The 21,623-nt window shown below is 69.6% G+C and carries 20 protein-coding genes and 1 tRNA gene; 9 read left to right on the plus strand and 12 right to left on the minus strand.

Annotated elements, in window-relative coordinates:
- Positions 1 to 16: 16 nt before the first annotated feature.
- The 4 genes from B2K11_RS15735 to B2K11_RS15750 all read left to right on the plus strand — a co-directional run bounded on the left by B2K11_RS15735 (position 17) and on the right by B2K11_RS15750 (position 2,008).
- On the plus strand, positions 17 to 643 hold the full coding sequence (locus B2K11_RS15735) for a hypothetical protein (RefSeq protein WP_163619580.1): 627 nt from the start codon (positions 17 to 19) through the stop codon (positions 641 to 643).
- Between the two features lie 38 nt (positions 644 to 681).
- Positions 682 to 753, plus strand: a tRNA-Arg gene (locus tag B2K11_RS15740).
- A 122-nt stretch (positions 754 to 875) separates the two neighbouring features.
- Positions 876 to 1,076 carry a hypothetical protein gene (locus B2K11_RS15745; protein WP_163619582.1) on the plus strand — a complete coding sequence of 67 codons (201 nt, stop codon included), beginning with the start codon at positions 876 to 878 and terminating at the stop codon, positions 1,074 to 1,076.
- On the plus strand, positions 1,073 to 2,008 hold the full coding sequence (locus tag B2K11_RS15750; RefSeq protein ID WP_163619583.1) for a GNAT family N-acetyltransferase: 936 nt from the start codon (positions 1,073 to 1,075) through the stop codon (positions 2,006 to 2,008). Before B2K11_RS15745 ends, B2K11_RS15750 begins: the two co-directional genes overlap by 4 nt.
- 74 nt (positions 2,009 to 2,082) lie before the next feature.
- On the opposite strand, the gene B2K11_RS15755 is transcribed toward B2K11_RS15750, so the two are convergent.
- Positions 2,083 to 2,418 (minus strand): hypothetical protein, encoded by a 336-nt coding sequence (locus B2K11_RS15755; protein WP_163619586.1) that lies wholly within the window; start codon positions 2,416 to 2,418, stop codon positions 2,083 to 2,085.
- A 275-nt stretch (positions 2,419 to 2,693) separates the two neighbouring features.
- Positions 2,694 to 3,617, minus strand: a complete 924-nt coding sequence (locus B2K11_RS15760) for a LysR substrate-binding domain-containing protein (RefSeq protein ID WP_163619588.1) — start codon at positions 3,615 to 3,617, stop codon at positions 2,694 to 2,696.
- Between the two features lie 94 nt (positions 3,618 to 3,711).
- Here B2K11_RS15760 and B2K11_RS15765 point away from each other — a divergent pair, with 94 nt between their 5' ends.
- Positions 3,712 to 5,445 (plus strand): FAD-dependent oxidoreductase, encoded by a 1,734-nt coding sequence (locus B2K11_RS15765; protein WP_163619590.1) that lies wholly within the window; start codon positions 3,712 to 3,714, stop codon positions 5,443 to 5,445.
- 140 nt (positions 5,446 to 5,585) lie between these two features.
- The gene (locus B2K11_RS15770) at positions 5,586 to 5,939 is read left to right on the plus strand and encodes a hypothetical protein (RefSeq protein ID WP_163619592.1); all 354 of its coding nucleotides are present in this window, start codon (positions 5,586 to 5,588) and stop codon (positions 5,937 to 5,939) included.
- 39 nt (positions 5,940 to 5,978) lie between these two features.
- Here the strand turns inward: B2K11_RS15770 and B2K11_RS15775 are convergent, their stop codons facing one another.
- The 4 genes from B2K11_RS15775 to B2K11_RS15790 form a co-directional block, all read right to left on the minus strand.
- A complete protein-coding gene (locus B2K11_RS15775; RefSeq protein WP_163619594.1) occupies positions 5,979 to 6,407 on the minus strand; it encodes a VOC family protein in 429 nt (142 codons plus the stop codon).
- A gap of 67 nt (positions 6,408 to 6,474) precedes the next feature.
- Complete coding sequence (locus tag B2K11_RS15780; protein WP_163619596.1) at positions 6,475 to 9,879, minus strand: error-prone DNA polymerase; 3,405 nt, start codon at positions 9,877 to 9,879, stop codon at positions 6,475 to 6,477.
- A 397-nt stretch (positions 9,880 to 10,276) separates the two neighbouring features.
- Positions 10,277 to 11,929: a DNA polymerase Y family protein gene (locus B2K11_RS15785; protein ID WP_163619598.1), complete on the minus strand. Its 1,653-nt coding sequence runs from the start codon at positions 11,927 to 11,929 to the stop codon at positions 10,277 to 10,279.
- A gap of 1 nt (position 11,930) precedes the next feature.
- Positions 11,931 to 12,797, minus strand: coding sequence for a hypothetical protein (locus B2K11_RS15790; protein ID WP_239526120.1), 867 nt, complete (start codon positions 12,795 to 12,797; stop codon positions 11,931 to 11,933).
- A 198-nt stretch (positions 12,798 to 12,995) separates the two neighbouring features.
- On the opposite strand from B2K11_RS15790, the gene B2K11_RS15795 reads away from it, so the two are divergent.
- Positions 12,996 to 13,397 carry a hypothetical protein gene (locus tag B2K11_RS15795; RefSeq protein ID WP_163619600.1) on the plus strand — a complete coding sequence of 134 codons (402 nt, stop codon included), beginning with the start codon at positions 12,996 to 12,998 and terminating at the stop codon, positions 13,395 to 13,397.
- Positions 13,398 to 13,409: 12 nt separating this feature from the next.
- Here B2K11_RS15795 and B2K11_RS15800 read toward each other — a convergent pair whose 3' ends face one another.
- From B2K11_RS15800 to B2K11_RS15815, 5 genes are all read right to left on the minus strand, one after another.
- Entirely contained in the window at positions 13,410 to 13,907 is a 498-nt protein-coding gene (locus B2K11_RS15800) for an HNH endonuclease (RefSeq protein WP_163619602.1), read from the minus strand.
- 417 nt (positions 13,908 to 14,324) lie between these two features.
- A complete protein-coding gene (locus tag B2K11_RS15805; protein ID WP_345770788.1) occupies positions 14,325 to 15,224 on the minus strand; it encodes a M23 family metallopeptidase in 900 nt (299 codons plus the stop codon).
- A 367-nt stretch (positions 15,225 to 15,591) separates the two neighbouring features.
- Positions 15,592 to 16,293 (minus strand): metal-dependent transcriptional regulator, encoded by a 702-nt coding sequence (locus B2K11_RS15810; RefSeq protein ID WP_163619613.1) that lies wholly within the window; start codon positions 16,291 to 16,293, stop codon positions 15,592 to 15,594.
- A gap of 272 nt (positions 16,294 to 16,565) precedes the next feature.
- Positions 16,566 to 16,835: a DUF559 domain-containing protein gene (locus tag B2K11_RS20675; RefSeq protein ID WP_345770789.1), complete on the minus strand. Its 270-nt coding sequence runs from the start codon at positions 16,833 to 16,835 to the stop codon at positions 16,566 to 16,568.
- The gene (locus tag B2K11_RS15815; protein WP_239526123.1) at positions 16,836 to 17,468 is read right to left on the minus strand and encodes a type IV toxin-antitoxin system AbiEi family antitoxin domain-containing protein; all 633 of its coding nucleotides are present in this window, start codon (positions 17,466 to 17,468) and stop codon (positions 16,836 to 16,838) included. It abuts the gene before it with no gap.
- Between the two features lie 356 nt (positions 17,469 to 17,824).
- Between B2K11_RS15815 and serC the strand changes: the two genes are divergently transcribed.
- Positions 17,825 to 18,940 (plus strand): phosphoserine transaminase, encoded by a 1,116-nt coding sequence (gene serC / locus B2K11_RS15820; protein ID WP_163619615.1) that lies wholly within the window; start codon positions 17,825 to 17,827, stop codon positions 18,938 to 18,940.
- On the opposite strand, the gene B2K11_RS15825 is transcribed toward serC, so the two are convergent.
- Positions 18,916 to 19,593 carry a TetR/AcrR family transcriptional regulator gene (locus B2K11_RS15825; protein ID WP_163619617.1) on the minus strand — a complete coding sequence of 226 codons (678 nt, stop codon included), beginning with the start codon at positions 19,591 to 19,593 and terminating at the stop codon, positions 18,916 to 18,918. The two genes, serC and B2K11_RS15825, sit on opposite strands and share 25 nt — an antisense overlap.
- Positions 19,594 to 19,797: 204 nt before the next feature.
- Between B2K11_RS15825 and B2K11_RS15830 the strand changes: the two genes are divergently transcribed.
- On the plus strand, positions 19,798 to 21,459 hold the full coding sequence (locus B2K11_RS15830) for an ABC transporter substrate-binding protein (protein WP_163619618.1): 1,662 nt from the start codon (positions 19,798 to 19,800) through the stop codon (positions 21,457 to 21,459).
- The last annotated feature ends 164 nt before the right edge of the window (positions 21,460 to 21,623 follow it).

Genomic DNA, 21,623 nt, shown 5'->3' on the forward strand with positions numbered 1-21,623 from the left:
GGGTACGCTCGGAGCCATGCGAGGCGAGACCGTCGACGAGCGCGACACCACCTGGGAGACCAGCGATGCTCGCTACCGACTGTTCGTCTACTCGGGCGCCGACGCGGCGGTGAAGGCGATCGACATCGTGGATGCCTCGCTCGACGACGTGATGGATTCCACGCGCGCGCTCGCCGAGAACGACCGGAACCTGTGGTCGCTCGCCCTGGTGGTGGACGAGGCTGGGCCGCGCGGCCGCGGGCTCGTGTGGCTGTCGGGGATGGACTATCACCGGGCTCCGGCATCCGCTCTCGAATGGCGCAGGCGTGCTGAGATGCAGAACCGCTGCCTGTCGGCCCGCAGCCGCCGCGGGGAGCCCGTCGTGCTGCCGAACGGTCTGCGTGTGGTCCGGATGTTCCCCGAGTGGGGTGTGACCTGGCCGCTGTGGGAGTCGTTCACCGACAACTACCCGATGGATGCCGGGGAGCTCGGCCTGTCGGAAGCACTGGTCGCCGAGCTCGCGGCGTGGAACAGCAGGTGGCGGGACCGCGACCTTGACGACCCGCTCCCCGCCGACTGGCACGAGGAAGGGTGGTCGCTGTACCGGCGCCTGCAGGCAGAGTTGGACGGTGTGGCCGAGGTGCGGCCGGACTTCGACCGCTGACGGGCGGTCCGGGCGCACCACGTAGACTGTGAGGGCCAGCCTCTGTAGCTCAATGGAAGAGCAGTTCCGTCCTAAGGAAACGGTTGGGGGTTCGAGTCCCTCCAGGGGCACCGTTTCTGTCTCACCCGATCTGGGTCAGCGAGCCCGCGAGTTTGCGAGTCGCCTTGAACGTGCCGCGTACCATTCCCCTGCACGTGCGGCCGCAGTGGGGCGACCAGGAAACGACCGACAGATGGCACTCGACCTGTTCGATGCCGGGCATCCGACGTCCTTCAGTAGAGTGAGTCAGCTCTCTCCCCCAGCCGAAGGAATCATGCGAGAACTCGCCGACGACCTCTCCCCCGCAATCGATGGTTCCCGCGCCGAAAACGTCGTCCCGCACCACCGATGCACCGATGCGCTGAACACCGACCAGGGAGGGAGAACACGTTGACCCTCGACATCCGTCGATATCGCGACTCCGGCGACCTCGAACTGTTCCTCACGCTGCCCTACGCGCTGAATCACGAGGTCGCCGACGACCTCGAGCAGGGTCGGCGTCGCCCGGAGTGGACCTGGCTGGCGATCCGTGACCATCGACTTGTCGGTCGCCTGGCTCTGTGGGCTCCAGTCGGTGCGAATGAGCCCACGCAGCTCGACATCTTCGACACCGACGCCTCGCTGCCTGAAGACATGCAGCGCGAGATCGGCGCGTCGCTGCTCGACGCCGCGCACACCGAACTGCTCTCCGGATTGAGCACTCCCCCCGAATACGCTCGCTACCTCGCCGCGGACTGGCGGGACGATCCGCGGTCCCGCCGCGCGACAGAAGTGCTGCTCGAACTGATGGAGAGCGCCGGCGCCCGATTCGTCGTGGAACGGCTGCGCCTGGAGTGGCGAGAAGGTACACCGATCGCGGCACCCGACGCGCGGCTGACGTTCCGTCCGTTCCACTCCGACGACGAGCTCATCGATCTCACCACCCGAGCGCTTGCCGGCACTCTCGACGCCCACAGCGTCGAGGAGCTCGCGACCGCCGAAGCGAGAGCCGTCGCTTTGGCTCAGTACACGGATGAGTTCTCGAGCTACTCGAGCCCTCGCGAGTGGTGGCAGGTCGCCACGCTTCCGTCGGGAGAGGCCGTCGGCTTCGTCTTCCCCGCCCGCAACTCCTACCGCCACATCATCGCTTACGTCGGCGTCCTCCCCGAGCACCGCGGCAACGGCTACATCGACGGCATCCTCAACGAAGGCACCCGCGTGCTGGTCGCCGCCGGCGCCGACGACATCCGTGCCTCCACCGACCTGGGGAACGTGCCGATGGCGAAGTCATTCTCACGCAACGGGTACGTCACGTTCGAACGGCTCATCAACACGGCGTGGGACTGAGGCCCGACCGCGGCAGCCCCGACGAGGCGGAGCGCCCGAGGTCGCCAGCCGCGCGGCGCCCGACGCCCGCGCCGTCAGAAGGAATCGGGAAGGTCGTAGTCGACGTGCGGCGGCTCCTGTGAGTCCACGCTGACCGGCCGCGTGATGGCGTCGATCCGCTCCTTCATGTCTTGCACGGCCTCGCTGTTGTCGGGCGCATCCATCTCGGAGTTGGTGGTCTCGACCATCAGAATCGTGCTGGCATCCAACAGGAACGAAGCTTCCACGGTGTTGCCGTCAGTGCTGATCGACCTCAGCGTCACCGTGTCGGCGCGCTCATTGTCGGCGACCAGGCGGGCGTACTCCAGCAGGGTGTCGGCGGCATCGTCGCCCATGAAGAGCGACTTGTCGGCGAAGCTCACGTGCTTCATGCGTGCACAGTAAGCAGCCTCCGTTGGCCTTGTCTCGGGCGTTGACAACTCCCCGAGAAGGTGCCGTCTGCCGCCGGTGCACCGGTTCCGGGAGATCGCCGGCCCCTGCGGATCGCGCTCGTCAACCCCTCTGCCGGAGCGCGGGAGCTCGCGCACTTCGCCGCTCGAACGCCTCGCGGCGAATCTGTCGGTGGAGGCGGCATCCACCGGTCGACACGCGGAACCAGTGCCTACGCACGAATGCCGAGCGTGCACCGCTGACAGCCGTTCCGCCGTCAGGCGAGCCGCATGGTGGCCTCCGGTCGCTCGGCCATGATCGCGGCGGTGCGGGCGATCGTCTGCTGCATGACCTCGGCCGCCGGGGTTGGCGCGATGTCAGTGACACGGGCGAGGCTGATTGTGCGGGTGAGCGTGGGCTCCGCGAGCCGCACCTCACGCAGCCCCTGGCGTTCGATCATGACCATCGCGGGGACGATGGCGACGCCGATCCCGCGCTCCACGAACCGGAGCACGGCATCCATCTCCGCACCTTCGATCACCGCGCGCGGCGACAGTCCGGCCTCTTCGAAAGCGGCATCGGTGGCGCCGCGGAGGTCGTACGTCGAACTGAAGACGATCTGCGGCAGCTCGGCCACCTCGGCGAGCCGGATGCTCTCGCGGGAGGTGAGCGGCGGGGCGTCACTGGACGAGACGACGACCAGCTCCTCGACGAGGAGCGGAGTCACGGTGAACTTCTCGGCGGATGCCGCACCCGACGTCGTGATGAGCGCGAGATCCAGTTCGCCACCGCCGAGTGCGTCGAGCAGGCCGCGGGATCCCCGTTCGGTGATGTGCAGCTCGATGGCAGGATGTGCGGCGTGGAAGGCGTTCAGCACCTCCGCGACGATACTGACGCAGAGAGTGGGCGTGGCGCCGAGGCGCACGCGTCCCCGACGGAGGCCCGCCAGGGCATCGAGCTCACGCCGAACGGATGCCGCGTCCGCCAGCATGCGCCGAGCCAGCGGCAGCAGCGACTCACCGGCGGCCGTGAGCACGCTGCCCGCGCGTGCCCTGGTGAACAGCGCCCCACCGAGATCCTGCTCGAGCGCCGCGATCTGGCGACTCAACGACGGCTGCGCCAGGTGCAGCTGCTCGGCTGCGCGCGTGAAGTTGCCCACCTGGGCGACGGTCACGAAGGCACGCAGCTGTTCGAGGTTCACCGCCGATCCCGTTTCACATCAATAGCGTACCGCTATCGTTTGCAATAGAAAGATGCATTGGAGTTATGTGACCGTTCTGCCTACCGTGGACGGCGTGAGCAATTCAGAGCGCCAGCTTTCCACCACCGTCCTCGTGATCGGCACCGGAGGATCCGGACTTCGCGCAGCCATCGAACTCGCCGAAGCCGGGGTCGACGTCATCGCCCTCGGCAAGCGGCCGAAGTCGGACGCACACACCTCCCTGGCTGCCGGCGGCATCAACGCCGCCCTCTCCACGATGGATGCCGAAGACAGCTGGCAGCAGCACGCGGCGGACACTCTCAAAGAGAGCTACCTGCTCGCCAACCCGCACACGGTCGAGATCGTCACCTCGGGGGCCGCCCGCGGCATCGAAGACCTGGAGCGGTACGGCATGCCGTTCGCCCGGGAGGAAGACGGGCGCATCTCGCAGCGGTTCTTCGGCGCACACACCTATCGCCGCACCGCCTTCGCGGGCGACTACACCGGACTCGAGATCCAGCGCACCCTGATCAACCGCGCGGCGCAGCTGGAGGTGCCCATCCTCGACACGGTGTACGTCACGCGCATCCTCGTCAACGACGACGGCGCGGTCTTCGGCGCCTACGGCTTCGATCTCGAGGACGGCACCCGCTACCTGATCCACGCGGATGCCGTGATCCTCGCCGCCGGCGGGCACAACCGCATCTGGCGCCGCACCTCGTCGCGGCGCGACGAGAACACCGGCGACTCTTTCCGCCTCGCCATCGAGGCCGGCGGCCGCCTGCGAGACCCTGAGCTGGTCCAGTTCCACCCGAGCGGCATCATCGAACCCGAGAACGCCGCCGGCACCCTCATCTCGGAGGCCGCACGCGGCGAGGGCGGCATCCTGCGCAACGGCCTCGGCGAGCGCTTCATGCACAAGTACGACCCGGAGCGGCTGGAGCTGTCCACCCGCGACCGCGTCGCGCTGGCCTGCTACACCGAGATCAAAGAGGGCCGCGGCACCCCGAACGGCGGCGTCTGGCTGGATGTCTCGCACCTGCCGCGGGAGACGATCATGACGCGCCTCCCCCGCGTGTACCAGACGATGCTCGAGCTGCAGATGCTCGACATCACGAGGGAGCCCATCGAGATCGCGCCGACCGCGCATTACTCGATGGGTGGCGTCTGGGTGCGCTCGTCGGACCACGCGACCGACGTGCCCGGTCTCTATGCCATCGGCGAGGCGTCGTCCGGCCTGCACGGCGCCAACCGGCTCGGCGGCAACTCGCTGATCGAGCTGCTGGTGTTCGGGCGCATCGTCGGCCAGGCGGCCGCCGAGTATTCGGCCTTGCTGCCCGCGCAGAAGCGATCGGCCTCGGCCGTCGCCACTGCTCGAGCCGAGATCGACGGCCTCCTGGCGGCATCCGGAACCGAGAACGTGCGGGCGCTGCAGCGCGCCATCCGCGACACGATGACCGAGCATGCCGGGGTCGTGCGCGACGAAGAGGGCCTTCTCACCGGGCTCGCCGAGCTTGACACCATCGAGGCGCGGATGGCCGACATCGGCGTGCACCCCGACATCGCCGGCTATCACGACCTCGCGCACGCGTTCGACCTGAAGTCGGCGGCCCTCGCCGCCCGCGCGACCCTCGAAGCGGCGCTCGAGCGCCGCGAGACCCGCGGTTGCCACAACCGCAGCGACTACCCCGAGCTCGACCCGGAGCTGCAGGTGAACCTCGTCTGGTCGCCGACGACCGGCGTCGTGCGCGAGGCGATTCCGCCGATTCCCGCCGAGATCGCCGCCCTGATGCGCGAGGTGTCGGTCGCCGGAAAGCTCGTCGAATAGGGCGGTCTCGCGACCGCCGCGGCAGACCCCCGCCCGTCACACGCGTAGCCTCAAGCGGCGCTTTCGGTCATCTGTAGCCCGTTCGCCGACATGCTGCAACCCCCAGAGGTGTCTGGGGGCCAAGCGGGTAGAAAGGCAGAGTGAAGAGAGTGACGTACGCGGGAAGCGAGTTTGTGACCGGGGATGACATCGCGTCGGCACTGCTCAGCTGCGGTCGGGCGCTGGCGGAGGCCGGCGAAGCCGAGGCAGTGACAGTTCCGTCATGGGAGCAGGGCGCTATCACCGGGGTGATGATACTCATCGGCCCGGCGAGCCAGATCGTCGTCCAAGACGCCCATATCGACGTCGAGGAACTCATCGACGTCACCGCCATCGCCCGGCTGCAGGCGATCGAGCGGCGCCTCAGACCGGTGGCCGCCGTCGACGTCGACAGCAAGGACCGGGAACGGTGGGACGCCGACAGTCGGAATCAGGCGTGGGACGGCGAGATGTGACGAACGGGCGGGTGACGAACGGGCAGGTGTGACGACCGGCTATTGCAGGCAGAACTCGTTGCCCTCGGGGTCCCTCATCTGGAAGTAGGTCTCCGGCCACGGACCCCACGACTGGTCGACCATGCGCACGACCTCCGCTCCCAGTGCGACGAGACGATCCTTCTCGGCTTCGAGCTCTTCGCGTGTCGGCGGCCGGCCGGGGGTGGCGCTGATGTCGAGATGCAGGCGGTTGCGCCCGTCCTTCTTCTCGGAGGCGTGGTGGAAGAACAGCCTCGGCCCCACCCCCTCGGGATCCTCGGCCAGTCCGCGGTGGGCAAGATCGGCCTCGCTCAGTCCGGAAGCGAGCAGCTCTCTCTTCAGCGGCCCGTCCCACGTGGCCTCCGGATAGTCGAACACCCCGGCCCAGAAGCGGGCGAGCGCCGGAGGATCGTCGGCGTAGAACGTGATGTTGCCGAGCTTGCCGGTCATGACCACCTTCTCTCCCACGGCGTCGGCGCCGCGACATCCGCCACCCTAGACCCTTCTCCCCCGCGTCTCAGCGGAAGTCCCTCGCGCGGTGCTGCACGCCCACCCGGAGGTCTTCGAACCGGTCGGCGATGAGGTTCGTCACCCCCTCGGCCGAACGCTCCAGGATGCCGCGGGCGATGAGGGCCGGCGAGTCGCGCACGACCCGGCGGTACCTGTTCCAGACGCCGAGCGAGCACACGACGTTCACGAGGCCATGCTCGTCTTCGAGATTGAGGAAGGTGATTCCGGATGCCGTGGCCGGCCGCTGCCGGTGGGTCACGAGGCCGCCGACCTCGACGCGGCGCCCCACCTCGTGGCTGCGCAGTTCGCGAGACGTCAGTACCCCGCGGGCATCGAGCCCGGAGCGATAGTGGCTCAGCGGATGGTCGTCGGTCGAGATGCCGGTGGCCCAGAGATCGGCGGCGAGGCGCTCGTAGCTGGTGGGATCGGTGAACAGCGGGGGCTGCACCGCGATGAGGGAGTCCGGCAGGAACTCGGGGCGATCCTGCGCTGCGGATCCGGCCAGCCAGATCGCCTCCCGCCGGCTGAGACCGAGGCACTCGAACGCCCCGGCGGTGGCGAGCGCCTCGACCTGTGTCGCCGTGATGCTGGTGCGCCGCACCAGGTCGCGCTGGTCGCGGAACTGGCCGCCAGCCTCGCGTGCGGCGACGATGCGCTGCGCCACCGCCGCGCCGATCCCCTTGACCCCGGCGAGGCCCAGGCGCACCGCGTGCCCGCCGTCTCGCCGGTGCGCGGCGGACTCGTCGGGGGCATCGAGGTCGAAGAGCCCGACCGGCGGCTGGTCGCGCTCGAGGCAGGAGTCCAGGCCGGTGGCAGGTTCCCCGTCCACCCGCTCGAGCACGGCCTCGACGCCGGAGAGGTGCAGGTCGGGGCGACGCACCTCGACGCCGTGGTGGCGCGCGTCGCTCACGAGAGTCGCGGGCGAGTAGAAGCCCATCGGCTGCGCCCGCAGCAGCCCCGCGAGGAACGCCGCCGGATAGTGCAGCTTGATCCACGAGCTCGCATAGACCAGCAGCGCGAACGACAGCGAGTGCGACTCGGCGAACCCGAAGTTCGCGAACGCCTGGATCTTGGCGTAGATCGCGTCGGCATCCTCCCCCACGAGCCCGTTCTCGGCCATGCCCGCGTACAGCTTCTCTTTCAGCGAGTCGATGCGCTCCACTCCGCGCTTGGACCCCATCGCCCGTCGCAGCAGGTCGGCGTCCTCGCCGGTGAGCCCGCCGACGGCCATGCCCATCTGCATGAGCTGCTCCTGGAACACCGGGATGCCGAGCGTGCGCTCGAGCACCGGCACGAGCTTGGGGTGGGCGTAGGTCACCTTCTCCTGACCGAGCTTGCGCTTGACGAACGGGTGCACGGCGCCGCCCTGGATGGGTCCGGGCCGGATGAGCGCGATCTCGATCACGAGGTCGTAGAACCGCCGGGGCTGCAGGCGCGGCAGCAGGCCCATCTGCGCCCGCGACTCGACCTGGAACACCCCGATCGAATCCGCCCGGCACAGCATGTCGTAGACCGCTTTCTCCTCCTTCGGGATCGTCGACAGCTCCCAGTCGTCCCCCGTCGAGGCGCGGATCATGTCGAAGCAGTACTGCAGGGCCGCCAGCATCCCGAGTCCCAGCAGGTCGAACTTGACCAGCCCCATCCAGGCGGCGTCGTCCTTGTCCCACTGGATCACCGTGCGGTTCTCCATGCGGGCGTGCTCGATCGGCACGACCTCGCCCACCGGCCGGTCGGTGAGCACCATGCCGCCGGAGTGGATGCCGAGGTGCCGCGGCGCCTTGAGCAGCTCGGATGCGAACTCGAGCACCTGATCGGGGATGTCGTGGCCGGCGCCCGTCTCGAGCAGAGCCCCCCACCCCTCGATCTGCTTGGACCAGGCATCCTGCTGCCCCGGCGAATGCCCCAGCGCCTTGGCCATGTCGCGCACGGCATTCTTGGGCCGGTACTGGATGACGTTCGCGACCTGCGCCGCGCGATCGCGCCCGTACTCCTGATAGACCCACTGGATGATCTCTTCCCGACGATCGGAGTCGAAGTCGACGTCGATGTCGGGCTCCTCTTCCCGCAGGCTCGACAGGAACCGCTCGAAGGGCAGGTCGTAGCCGATCGCATCGACCGCCGTGATGTCGAGCAGATAGCAGATGGCACTGTTGGCCGCCGACCCGCGACCTTGACACAGGATGCCGCGGCGCCGCGCCTCTTGCACGATGCCGTGGACGATCAGGAAGTAGCCCGGAAAGTCCTTCAGCTCGATGACGCCGAGCTCCTTCTCTATGCGCGCCCGGTTCTCTTCGGTCAGGTGCGGGTACTTGCGCGGCACCGCCTCCCACACGAGCTTGCGCAGCCACGACATCGGCGTGTGCCCCTCGGGCACCTTCTGCTTCGGCAGCGCGGGCTTGGCCTTGCGCAGCGGAAAGGCGAGCTCGTCGGCGAGGGTCACGGTGCGAGCCACGGCATCCGGGAACCTCACGAACCGCTCCGCCATCTCGGCGCCCGACCGCAGGTGCGCCCCGGCGTGCGCGGGCAGCCAGCCATCGAGCTCGTCGAGCCCGCGGTTGGCCCGCACCGCTGCGACCGCCGCGGCGAGCAGCTGCCGCTGCGGCACCGCGTAGTGGACGTTGTTCGTCGCGAGGAGGGGCAGACCCCGCTCGCGCGCGAGCCCGGCGAGCACGTCGTTCTCACGCGTGTCGAGCGGATTGCCGTGGTCGATGAGCTCGACGTGGACGGCATCGCGCCCGAACAGCGTCACGAGGCGGTCGAGCTCGTGGGCCGCGGCATCCGCCCCCGCCGTCCCCGGTGCCGAGGCGAGCGCCCGGCGCACGGCGCCTTTGCGGCACCCGGTGAGCACCGTCCACTCCCCTGCCGCCTGCGCGGCGAGCTCTTCGAGGTCGTAGACCGGGCGCCCCTTCTCGGCCCCCTGCAGCTGGGCGTGGGTGATCGCGCCGGCCAGCCGGTGGTAGCCCTCCTCGCCGCGGGCGAGCACGAGCAGATGCGCGCCGACCGGGTCGGCCTCGCCGTTCTGCGGCTTCGGCAGCTCGAGCGACAGCTCGGCGCCGAAGACGGTCTTCAGCTGCAGCGCCTCGGCCGCCTCGGCGAAGCGGACGATGCCGTAGAAGCCGTCGTGGTCGGTGACCGCGAGGGCGTGCAGTCCCAGGCGCTCGGCCTCTTCGGCGAGCTCCTCCGGAGAGGAGGCGCCGTCGAGGAACGAGTACGACGAGTGCGCGTGCAGCTCGGCATACGGGATGGCATCCGCCGGACGCTCGATCTCTGGCGCGACATACGGCCCGCGCTTGCGCGACCACGCCGGGCTGTCGCCGCCGTCCGCGCCGACCGGCGGCGCCTCGGGCCTGCGGCGACCGCTCAGCACGCGCTCCATCTCGGACCACGGAACGCCCGGGTTGTTGAAGCCCATCAGCCCTCACCCCGATCCCGGTCGTTGAGCGGGCGCAGCGAGACGAAAAGCGCCGCACCGACGCCGATCGTCGGCCCGGGGCGTTTCGTCTCGCTCGTTCCTCGCTCGCTCAACGACCGGGAGAACGATCTCGGTCGTTGAGCGAGGGAGCGCCAGCGACCGAGAGAACGATCCCCGTCGTTGAGCGAGGGAGCGCCAGCGACCGAGACGAAACGCCTCGAGCCGCACAGTCACGCCGGTTCCTCGCTCGCTCAACGACCGGGAGAACGATCCCGGTCGTTGAGCGAGGGAGCGCCAGCGACCGAGACGAAACGCCTCGAGCCGCACAGTCACGCCGGTTCCGGGGCGTTTCGTCTCGCTCGTTCCTCGCTCGCTCAACGACCGGGAGCCAAGCTCCCTAGTCATAGGTGGCCTCCGCGGTCCAGGCGTCGCCGTCGCACACCAGCAGCCACGCCGACCCGTCGGCGTCGACGACCTGGAACCGGTACGCACGCCGCGAGCGCGCGGCATCCCATCCCCGCTCGATCACCGGCCACGGGCCCGCCCACGCCTCGATCGCCCGCCGGCGCCCGCTCTCGATGAAGAACGCGGGCACGGCCGCGACATTGCCCCGCTCGTCGACATCGACGAGCTCGCCCCCGAGCGCACGCACGTCGACCGGCACCGGATCGGCGAACACCGTCGTCGGCAGCGGCTCGGGCAGACTCCCCGGCCACGGTCGCGCCCGCTGCGCTGCGAGACCGCCGGCGCCCGTCGCCTGCCGGTCGCGCTCGTCCCGGTCCCCCCACGGCACGAGCACCTGCCGCTCGGCCAGCCACCGCCCGCCGCCGATCGCGGGCGTCAGCACACCGCGATGACCCAGCATGGCCTGCACCCGCGACAGTGCGTGGTGCACCCGCTCCTCGGGTCCGCCCCCGAACAGCGCCGGAGCGTGATGGGATGCCGCATCCACCGCCTCGGGCGAGATCCGCACCAGGGTGACTCCGCTGCGCAAGCCGCGCCGCCCTGCCGCGTCGCCGCCAGAGGGATCGGCGCCGACGTCTTCGGCGAGCTGCCACCGCACACGGTCGACGACCGCCGCCGCATCGAACGAGCCGGGGTGCAGCCACACCCGCTCGCTGCGCTCCCCGCGATCGCCGACGAGCTCGACCCGCAGCTCGGTGCAGACGAGATCCATCGCACCCAGCCCGCCGATGAAGTCGTCCGCGGTGACGCGCATCGCGAACGCCACCTGGTCGGCGATCTCGAGCGGCGGCTCGAACGCGACCTCGCGCTCGAGCTCGGGCGGCGGGGTGCGCGGCTGCACCGGCCGCGAGTCGTGCCCCGCGGCGAGGGAGTGCAGCCGGACGCCCCGCTCGCCGAACCGCTCGCGCACGCGATCGGGCTCCATCGCGGCGAACCCGCCGAGCGTCTGCACGCCCAGCCGCGCGAGGAGTCCCACGAGGTCCGCCGCATCCTTCGTCCCGGCCGCGCCCGCGCCGATCATCGCCGACGCGTCGAGCACGGCGACCGACAGTGGCGCGAGGAACCCCGCCGCCCCGCCGGCGGGCACGACGAAGACCGGATCCTCGGCGCTCGTGCCCCCGCGCGCCGCCTGCTCGGCCGTGAACGGCCCGTCGGCGATGCCCGCCCTGACCCCGTCGAGACGGGCCTCGCGCAGCGCGCCGATCAGCATGCGGGCGGCCTCGGTCTCGCCGCCGTAGTACCGCGCCGGGCCACGGGCGCGCAGCGCGCACAGCCCCGGCCGCACCAGCTGCACCCCGGGCGCCCGCTCTTCGATCAGCGACACGATCGGCGCGAACGCGCGGTGATCGCGCGCGGCATCCGCATTCACCAGCGTCAGCCCCGGACACCGCGCCTGCGCGTCGCGCCGGCGCTGCCCGCGACGCACCCCTTCGGCGCGCGCGGACGCCGAGCACGCGACCACCAGGTTGCGCTCGACGACGGCGATCGGATCTGCCGCAGCCGCAGCCGCCTCCCGCTCGAGAGCCGTGACCGGCCAGTCGGGAAACCACAGCACGAGGCTCCGAACGGGCGTTCCCGGCGTCATGTCACCCCACCGCCCTGATCCGATGACCGAGCGAGACATCGAGCGGAGAGGAGGCCGATGCGGCGGCGGGATGCAGCGACTCGACGGGGCGCATCCGCTCCGGCACGGCGGAGACATGGCCCGCGGCATCCGGAAGCATCACGCGAGCGCGCCGTGATCGCGGCCAGCGGCGGCTCGACGAGGTGAGCGTCACCTCGCGGCCGGAGAGATAGCCGTGCCCGCGCCCGACGCCCTCCCATGCCGGCTCACCTACCTCGATCACGGCCTCGGCCTGCGGCCACGGTCCCTGCACGAGCAGCACCGCGCCGCGATCGCGCAGCCGCGCCGCCAGACGCGCGATCTCGCCGTCGGCGGCTCGTCCGGACGGACGCACCGCGACCACCGGCAGCACCTCGGCGACCGTCGAGGTCACCGCGAGCCAGCGGGCACCGGGATCAGGGATGAGCACGAGGCGCGACAGATCGACCCCCAGCCCCTCTGCCGCCTCGGCGCCGAGCCGCGGCATCCCGATCACTCCGCACCACGACCCGGACTGCGACGGCTGGGCGAGCATCGCCAGCAGCACCGACGTCGACCGCGGGAGGGAATAGGCCGCCCCGGGACGCAGGCCGCCCCCGGGAAGCAGCGAGGCGAGGGCGGGATGCACCGGCAGCACCGGCGCGTCGAGCCGTCGCCCCTGCACCCGCTCGAGCTGCGCCCGCAGTTGGGCGACGGTGCTGGTGGATGCGGTGCTGGTAGACCCGGTGCCCCTACCTGCACCGGCCGACCCCGCTCCTCCCGCGCGGATGGCGGCAGGCCGGGCGGCCGTCGGCTCCTGTCCGACGGCTTCGTGCACGTGCTGTGCCGTGAGCTGCACGATCGCCCCCATTCGCCTATCCTAGAACAGATGTTCTAGTCATTCAACCGCTGCGAACGAGCGTACCCCCAGCTTCCGACAGTTATGTTCGAGAAATTTGGGCTTCCCGCGCCGAACGCGATCCCGCCCCAAGCCTTCCCAGGCTGTCGCGCAATCGCTACCGTATGGACCACCGTGGGCTCGCTCCACGCATTCCGTGAGGAGCCTGCCGTGGACGGTGCCATTCACCCGAGCCTGCTCGAATCGATCTCAGCGTGGGTGCTGATCGTCTCGTTCACCCTGTCGCTGCTCTACGAACTCTGGAGAGCGACCGCGAAGGCGGGCGTGTCGCGCCACGACTCGATGCGGGCCTTCGTTCGGGAGCTGTGGCTGTACGTGCTGGCCACCATCGTGATCGCCCTGCTGTTCGCGGGCGTGCCGTTCGCCGCGTGGATCGGACTCGCCTTCTCGGCGCTCGTCATCCTCGCGTCGATCTTCTATTACAACCCCAAGATGATGATCGAGCGCCGACCGGGACTGTTCGACTGGTTCGAAGACCTGGTGTACACCGGGCTGGCGTTCGTCGTCGCGGCTCTGCTCACCCTCGAGGTCTCGGGCCTCGAGCTCTCCTGACTCGGCGAGATGTCAGGCCGCGAGGGCGAGATACGGCTCCCACCGCGGATCGGTGCGCTCGGTGCCCCGGACGGTCCACTGTCCGCCGCGCGGCGGGCGCGGCAGGAAGCGCAGCTCCCAGTTCATCTCCTGCGGCGTGCGGTCACTCTTCACGTTGTTGCAGCGCAGGCAGCAGGCCACGAGGTTCTCCCAGGAGTCCGCACCGCCGCGCGAGCGTGGCAGCACGTGATCGATCGTCGACGCCGCCTTGCCGCAGTACCCGCAGCGGTGGTTGTCGCGCCGCAGCACACCCCGCCGCGTCACCGGCACATGGCGACCGCCCGGCACCCGCACGTAGCGGGTCAGGATGATCACGGCCGGACGCTCGTACGCGCGTCTGGTGCCCCACACCGGATCGGTCTCGGTGTGTTCCACGACGGTGGCCTTCTCGTTCATCACGAGCACGAGCGCCCGTTTGAACGACACGACCGCGAGCGGTTCGTAGCCCGCATTCAGCACCAGAGTGCGCATTGATCATCCTCTCGAATGGCCGGGACGGCTTCTCGGTTATTCGACTTGCGCGACGATCAAGGGCGCAGGGGCATGAAAAAAGGCGCTGTCTTATAGACAGCGCCTTGGCGCCACGGCAATGCCGCGGCATCCACTCGTGCAATGCCGAAGGACGAGGCGTCCAAGCGCATCCATGGTTCGGATGCGTGGTGTGCAGCCCATCGGCTCCCTCCGCTCTCTCAGCGTCGGGATTCAGGCTAACGCACCCAGCCGACACCGGGGCGGTGAACTCGGTGAACGCACGGGGGCGTGTCGAACAACGGATGCTCCCCACGCCTCTCCACGCATCGCTTCGCGCTGCGTGGAGCCTCGGGCGCGTGGGCCCAGCCGCCCGGCCGGGCAACGGGCATCCGTCGTGATGCGATGGGGTCGATCCGGCTACCCGGCGTTGGCCTGCAGCCACGCCCACGGGTCGACGACGGAGCCGTTGATGTGGACCTCGAAGTGCAAATGGCACGCGGTGGAGCTTCCGGTGCTGCCGACGAGCCCGATGAGCTGGCCCGCCGCGACCGACTGGCCGACCGAGACCTGACGGCTGCCGTACGTCATGTGCCCGTAGAGCGTGTTGACCTGCTGGCCGCCGATGACGTGGTCGATCGAGACACCGACGCCGTAGCCGCCGTAGCTCTCCTGCGAGACCTTGACCACGCCGGCCGCAGCCGCGTAGAGCGGTGTCCCACACGACGACAGCAGATCGACACCCTGGTGGTAGCCCGAGTCCCAGAGGCCGCGGCCCTTGGTGAAGTTGAGGATCGGCCAGCGCACCTCGCCGGTTCCGGGCGAGGTGAGGGCGATGTTGACCGGGACGGACGACGACGACCGCGTCGCCGCCGCCGCCGCCGCCTTGGCGACCTGGCGGGCGCGTTCGGCAGCCGCCTCTTCGGCCTTCCGCTTCTCGATCTCTTCGGCCGTGGTGGCCGCGTAGCTTCCGCGCGAGAGCTCCGTGGCATTGGCATCGGATGCCGCGACGAACGACTGCGCGTCGTCGACGGCCATCTGCTGGATGGTGCGGGCCTCTTCGGTGCCGACGCCGGCGGTCGCGGCGAACGCCGGGATCGCGACGGTGGCGACGAGTCCGCCCACCATGGCCAGCACGGCCAGGCTGCGCAGCGGCTTGAGCACGCGCCCCTTGGTCGAGGAAGCTGAAGACGAGGACGGGGCGCTCGAGCGCACGGTCGTCGGCTTCGACTTGGCGGGCGGCACGGCTCGGGCCTGTCGCACGGGGGTCTGCCGTTTGCGCGCTCGACGGGTCGGGTCGGTCGCCGCGTGCTCGGGCACGATCGCGTGCGAATCTATCTCTTCAGCCAAACTTTTCCTCCGGCGCCTCTGCGCCTGGGCGCTGGCTCGTCAGCATTCGATGTCGGGGCACGATATGCGGGCTACACCACATGTGGACGACGAGCCGGTGAGGCAATCCACGTGGGGTCCGGTCGGCGGGCTTCTCGCCTGGTGGACTTCTCGAGGCTACCCGAAGGTCACGTTTATGTCACGCTCCACGCCTGGCAATCTCCGCACAGTGCGTCGACGGATGCCGCGGCCGCGGTCTGCGGGGCTTCCAGAGGCGCACGGAGCGGGCGCCGTCCCGGGAGACTCGGGGCGTGCCGGAGGGCGCCGCGATGCGGCATCCGTCCCCCGCCTCAGGCCGTCAGCGGGTCTCGTCGACCAGGAAGATGTGAGACGCGATCTCGACCGGAAGCTCGAGGCCCTCGTCGCTGCCCTGCATCTGCACGAGCACGTAGCCCTCGTTGTAGCGGTAGTCGCCGAAGGCGCCCGGCACGACGCCAGCGCCCTTCAGCTGCTGCAGCAGCTCGGGGTCGACCTGCGCGGGCTCGGCGAGCCGGCGCACCGTGCCGGTGATGGGCTCGCCGGCGTCGTTGAGACGGCGCACCAGGCCAACGACGCCCTGCTCGAAGCCGTTCGTCGGCACGTCGCCCAGCTGGTCGAGCCCGGGGATGGGGTTGCCGTAGGGCGACTCGGTGGGGTGGCCGAGCAGCTCGACCAGGCGGCGCTCGACCTGCTCGCTCATCACGTGCTCCCAGCGGCAGGCCTCTTCGTGGACGTAGGCCCAGTCCAGGCCGATGACATCCGAGAGCAGGCGCTCGGCCAGACGGTGCTTGCGCATGACGTCGACGGCCTTCTGACGGCCGGCGGCGGTGAGTTCGAGCGAGCGGTCTTCGGACACGACGACCAGCCCGTCGCGCTCCATGCGGCCGATGGTCTGCGACACCGTGGGACCCGAGTGCCCGAGGCGCTCCGAGATGCGCGCCCGCAGCGGCACGATGTTCTCCTCCTCGAGTTCGAGGATCGTGCGCAGGTACATCTCAGTGGTGTCGATCAGGTCTGTCATGTCGCGGCGTCCTCGATGTCTGGAGTGTAAGGACAGCCTATCTTCTGGCGCAGACGCCGAGGCGGGCGGGCGGGCGGGCTCGGGGCGCCGCCTGGGCTCCAACAGGTCAACCGCACCTCCACAGGAGGTTGGAAGGATTCAACCTCCTGTCGAAGGCCGGTTGACCTGTCGAGCAGGCCTCGCAGCGCGACGGCAGCGGATGGACCGATCACCGGCGACCACCGGCGACCGGCGACCGGCGACGCGCGACCGGCGACCGGCGACGCAGAGAATCACCGTGGGCGGTGGAGGCCCTGTGCAATCGCTCGCATGATGAGCTCCTGCACCTCGTGCCAGCGGTCGATGACCTGCGCATACGTCACGCGGATCACGTGGTAGCCGAGCAGCGTCAGCGCCGCATCATGCGCGACATCCGCGGCGCGCTGGAGTCCGACGTGGTGGCCGCCGTCGACCTGGACCACGAGCCGCTCGCCGATCAGGAAGTCGACACGATGCTCGAGTATACAGATCTGCGCCCGGATCGGAAGCCGCAGCCACTTCAGTCAGATCGCGAAGATCGTCTCAAGTCCAGAATCCGAAAAGGGGGTCGCGGCGTCGAGCACCCGCCGGGCGGCCGGTCGCAGCGGCAGGCGAGCCAGTTCCATCTTCGTCACCAGTCCGCCATTGAGCGCGGAATCCCATACCGCCAACGCCGCTTCGAAGGGTTGGCAGCGGGCGACGATCACCAGCGTGTTCAGGATGCCGTCTTCCAGGGCTCCGACCTCCCGCGGCTGGACGGGAGCTGCCCAGTGCACGGTCGTCTTCGGATTCTGCAAACTCAGCCGCGAGGCGGATGACGGCGCTCCGACGTGCGGTGCCTCTTCCGCGAGCACCCAGAGCCCCAGCCGTTTCGCCCTGGTGACGCAGGTGAGCACGACGCCGGCACTGGCCGCGGCGAGGAGATAGGGATCTGCATCGGCCAGCGCGATCCAGCCACGTCGAGGAACAGTGAGGATGCCGTCCGCGACTGCTCTGGCAACCGTCAGGCGGCTGAATCCTGCGTCGAGAAGCGCCCGGAGGCGCGCAACGCCACCCCGACGGGTCAGCGCATCGATGAGCCCGATCATCTTCGAACGATGGCGGAGCGCCCGACCAGTGGGTCGCGTCTGCGGCAGCACGGTGAAGAAGTCATGCACTCGGCATCCGTTCGCCCTCCTGTGGAGGAGGCACCCAACAGGTCAACCGGCCCTCCACAGGACGTTGGAAGGTTTCATCCTCCTGTGGAAGCCCGGTTGACCTGTCGGCAACGGGTGCCGTGCCGCGACCCGCAGTCGAAGCCCCGGTTGACCTGTTGCGACGGATGCCGCGACCCGCAGTCGAAAGCCCCGGTTGACCTGTCGGCGACGGATGCCGCGACCCGCAGTCGAAGCCCCGGTTGACCTGTCGATGACGGATGCCGCGACTCCCGGTCGAACGCCCCCCGCGAAAGCCCGGCGCGTCACAGGCTGTCACGGGGGCGAGGCGGCGGGGCGGGCCTCTCTAGAATCGACGCATGGCCCACGTCCTTCTGCCCCGTGAGATCCTTCCCGCCGATGGACGCTTCGGGTGCGGCCCGTCGAAGATCGCGCCCGCCCACATCGAGGCGCTCGCAGGACCCGGTTCCGCACTGCTGGGCACGTCGCACCGACAGGCGCCCGTCAAGAGCCTGGTGGGCCAGGTGCGCGCCGAGCTGAACCAGCTGTTCCGCCTGCCGAACGGCTACGAGGTCATCCTCGGCAACGGCGGCTCGACCGCGTTCTGGGATGCCGCGGCCTTCGGCCTCATTGAGAAGCGCAGCCAGAACCTCGTGTTCGGCGAGTTCGGCGGGAAGTTCGCCGCCGCGGCGAAGACCCCCTGGCTCGAGGCTCCCGACGTCCGCAAGGCCGAGCCCGGCACCAGCACGGTCGCCGAAGCGGTCGAGGGCATCGACGTCTACGCCTGGCCGCACAACGAGACCTCCACCGGCGTCTCGACCGCCGTCACGCGCGTGCACGGCGACGAGGGCGCCCTCACCGTCATCGATGCGACGAGTGCGGCGGGCGGCATCGACTTCTCGGTGCACGAGGCCGACGTCTACTACTTCGCACCGCAGAAGAACCTCGGCTCCGACGGCGGCCTCTGGTTCGCGCTCGTCTCGCCGGCGGCGATCGAGCGCATCGAGCGCATCGCGGCGTCGGGACGCTACATCCCCGAGTTCCTGAGCCTCAAGAACGCCCTCGACAACTCACGCCTCAACCAGACCCTCAACACCCCCGCGCTCGCGACGCTGTTCCTCCTCGACAAGCAGCTCGACTGGATCCTCGCCTCGGGCGGTCTGCAGTGGGCCGACGCCCGCACGCGCGAGTCGTCGCAGGCGCTGTACGACTGGGCCGAGGCATCCGCCTTCGCGACGCCGTTCGTCGCCGACGCGGCCGACCGCTCCCCCGTCGTCGTGACCATCGACTTCGACGAGACGGTGGATGCCGCAGCCGTCGCCAAGAGCCTCCGCGACAACGGCATCGTCGACACCGAGCCCTACCGCAAGCTCGGTCGCAACCAGCTGCGCGTCGCGACGTTCGTGTCGATCGAGCCCGACGACGTGCGTCAGCTCATCCGCTGCATCGACTACACGGTCGAGCGACTGGGCTGATCGGCGTGCTTGTCGGCGTCGTCGGCGAGCGGTGACGGGGACGGCGACAGCACCGCCGAGACGATCGCCTCGATGGCGAACTCCGACGCGTGCGCCAGGTCGACGGCGTCGGGGTCGAGCAGCCACTGCACCTGCAGGCCGTCCATGACGGCCAGGATGCTCGTCGACGCGAACCCGACGGTCTCGGGCGCCGTGATGCCGCGCTCGGCGCACACCACGGCGAACGCGTGGGCGACCTCTGCGCGGAGGGTCTGGTAGCGCTTCTCGAAGAAGTCGCGCCCGGGGTGGTCGTCGGTCACCGACTCGGCCGACAGCACGACGTACGCCTGCACGATGCCGGCCCGGTGGGCGTTCACGAACGCGGTGCGCACCAGGTGGCGGAAGAGCGCCAGCCCGTCGGGGATGTGCTGCTCGGCGAGGTCGGCGACGTCCGTCTCGTCGCGATGCTGCAGCACTTCGAGGAGCAGCTCGTGCTTCGATCCGAAGTGGTGGAGGATGCCCGCGTGGGTCATGCCGACCTGGTCGGCGATGTCCTGCAGGGTGCCGCCGGTGAAGCCCTTGCTGCCGAAGATCTCGACGGCGGCGTCGAGGATCTCCCGGCGGCGGGCGAGTGTCTCGGGCCGCGAGCGCGGCTGCCGACGCTGTGTTGCCATCGGTCGGCACCCCCTTCTTCGGCGGACTCGGAGCGGCTTCTCCGCTGGCGCCTGTGAGTCTACGCACGGTGTGTCCGTGCACACCGGAACACCCTACTTGCAAAAGTTACTTACTTGATTGTAAGTTGATCCGGCAATCACCTCCACGACGCCGACGTCACATTGCTGTACACGGCGCCGTGCACACATCACGAAGGAGAAGCAATGAGGCTCAGGACCCCCCTCCTCGCCATCGGCCTCGCCGCAGCGATCGCGCTGACTGGCTGTGCCGGCGGCGGCGGAGACGACACGGCCGACCCCGAAGGCGGGGCATCCCTCACCATCGCCAAGCCTGACGGCCCGATCACCACCGAGGGCAACAACCCCTGGGTGGGCGACTCGTCGGCGCTGAAGCTCGGCTACGCGAACGCCATCTTCGAGCCCCTCGGCATCGTCAACCTCGTCGACCCCACGGCCGACGTGGTGCCGTGGCTCGCCTCGGAGATCAGCTGGTCGGAGGACTACAAGTCCGTGCAGCTGACCGCCCGCGAAGGCGTGAAGTGGAACGACGGCGAGGACTTCACGGCTGACGACATCGCCTACACGTTCCAGCTGATCATGGACAACCCGGCGCTCGACATCACGGCGCTGGGGCTCACCGACGTCGCCGTCGACGGCGACACCGTCACCCTGTCGTTCGAGAACCCGATGTTCATCAAGCAGGACAAGGTGCTGCACATCCGCATCGTCCCGCAGCACGTCTGGGAGGAGGTCGACGACCCGACCACCTTCACGAACGAGGAGCCCGTCGGCACGGGTCCGTACACCCTCAGCAGCTTCAGCACCCAGGCCGTCGAGCTCACCGCACGCGAGGACTACTGGGGCGGCGAACTGGCCGTGCCGACGCTCTACTACGTGTCGTACGCCGACAACACCGCGCTGACGACAGCCCTCGCCAGCGGCGACGCCGACTGGGCGCAGGCGTTCATCCCGAACGTGCAGTCCGCCTACCTCGACAAGGACCCCGACCACAACGTCTACTGGGCAGCGGCGGGCCTGGGCATCGACACGATGTTCGTCAACACCACGACCAAGCCGTTCGACGACGTGGCCTTCCGCAAGGCCGTCAACATGGTCCTCGACCGCGCGAAGCACCAGGAGATCGCCCGCGAGGGCGGCGTACCCGAACTCACATCGGTCACGGGGCTCCCGACCCCGGCCGGCGACGCCTACATCGCCGACGAGTTCGCGGGCCAGGAGTACGCGGTCGACGTCGAGGGCGCCAAGGCGGTGCTCGAGGAGGCCGGCTACACCTGGGACGGCGACGCGCTCGTCGACCCCGACGGCGAAGCGGTGACGTTCACGCTGTCGGTGCCGCAGGGCTGGAACGACTACGTCACCGGCATCAGCCTCATCTCGGACTCCGTCAAGGAGCTCGGCGTCGAAGCCGCGGTGGACACGCCCGACTCCGACTCGTGGTGGGAGGCCAAGGGCACCGGCGACTTCCAGGCGATCCTGCACTGGACCGACTCGGGCGCGACGCCCTACGACCTGTACAGCGACCAGATGGACGGCCGGTTCCTGAAGCCCCTCGGCGAGACGGCCGACTTCAACTTCGGCCGCTTCGACAGCCCGGAAGCGACGGCCGCGCTCGCGGAGTACGCGAGCACGACCGACGACGCGTCGCGCCAAGCCGCGCTCGAGGAAGTGCAGCAGATCTTCGTCGATCAGGTGCCGGCGATGCCGATCGGCACGCGTCCGTTCCTCAGCCAGTACAACACCCGCAGCTTCGTCGGCTGGCCCGGAGAGGACGACCCATACGTCCCCGCCGACCCGACGCAGCCCACCGCGGTGTACATCCTCACCAAGCTCCAGCCCGCGGACTGAGAGCGACGGCGGCAGGGGCTGGGCCCGACCGGCCCAGCCCCTGCACGCGTCTCCTCCACCCATCCGCGTCGTCACGCGGCAGCGCCCCACGGCGCCGCCTCACACCCGCACCGCCGCCTGACGCGCCACTCCCCCGAAACCACACGAACCGCGAGCACGATCGA

Origin of the sequence: Microbacterium sp. B35-30, assembly GCF_010634855.1 — a bacterium.
GTDB lineage: Bacteria > Actinomycetota > Actinomycetes > Actinomycetales > Microbacteriaceae > Microbacterium.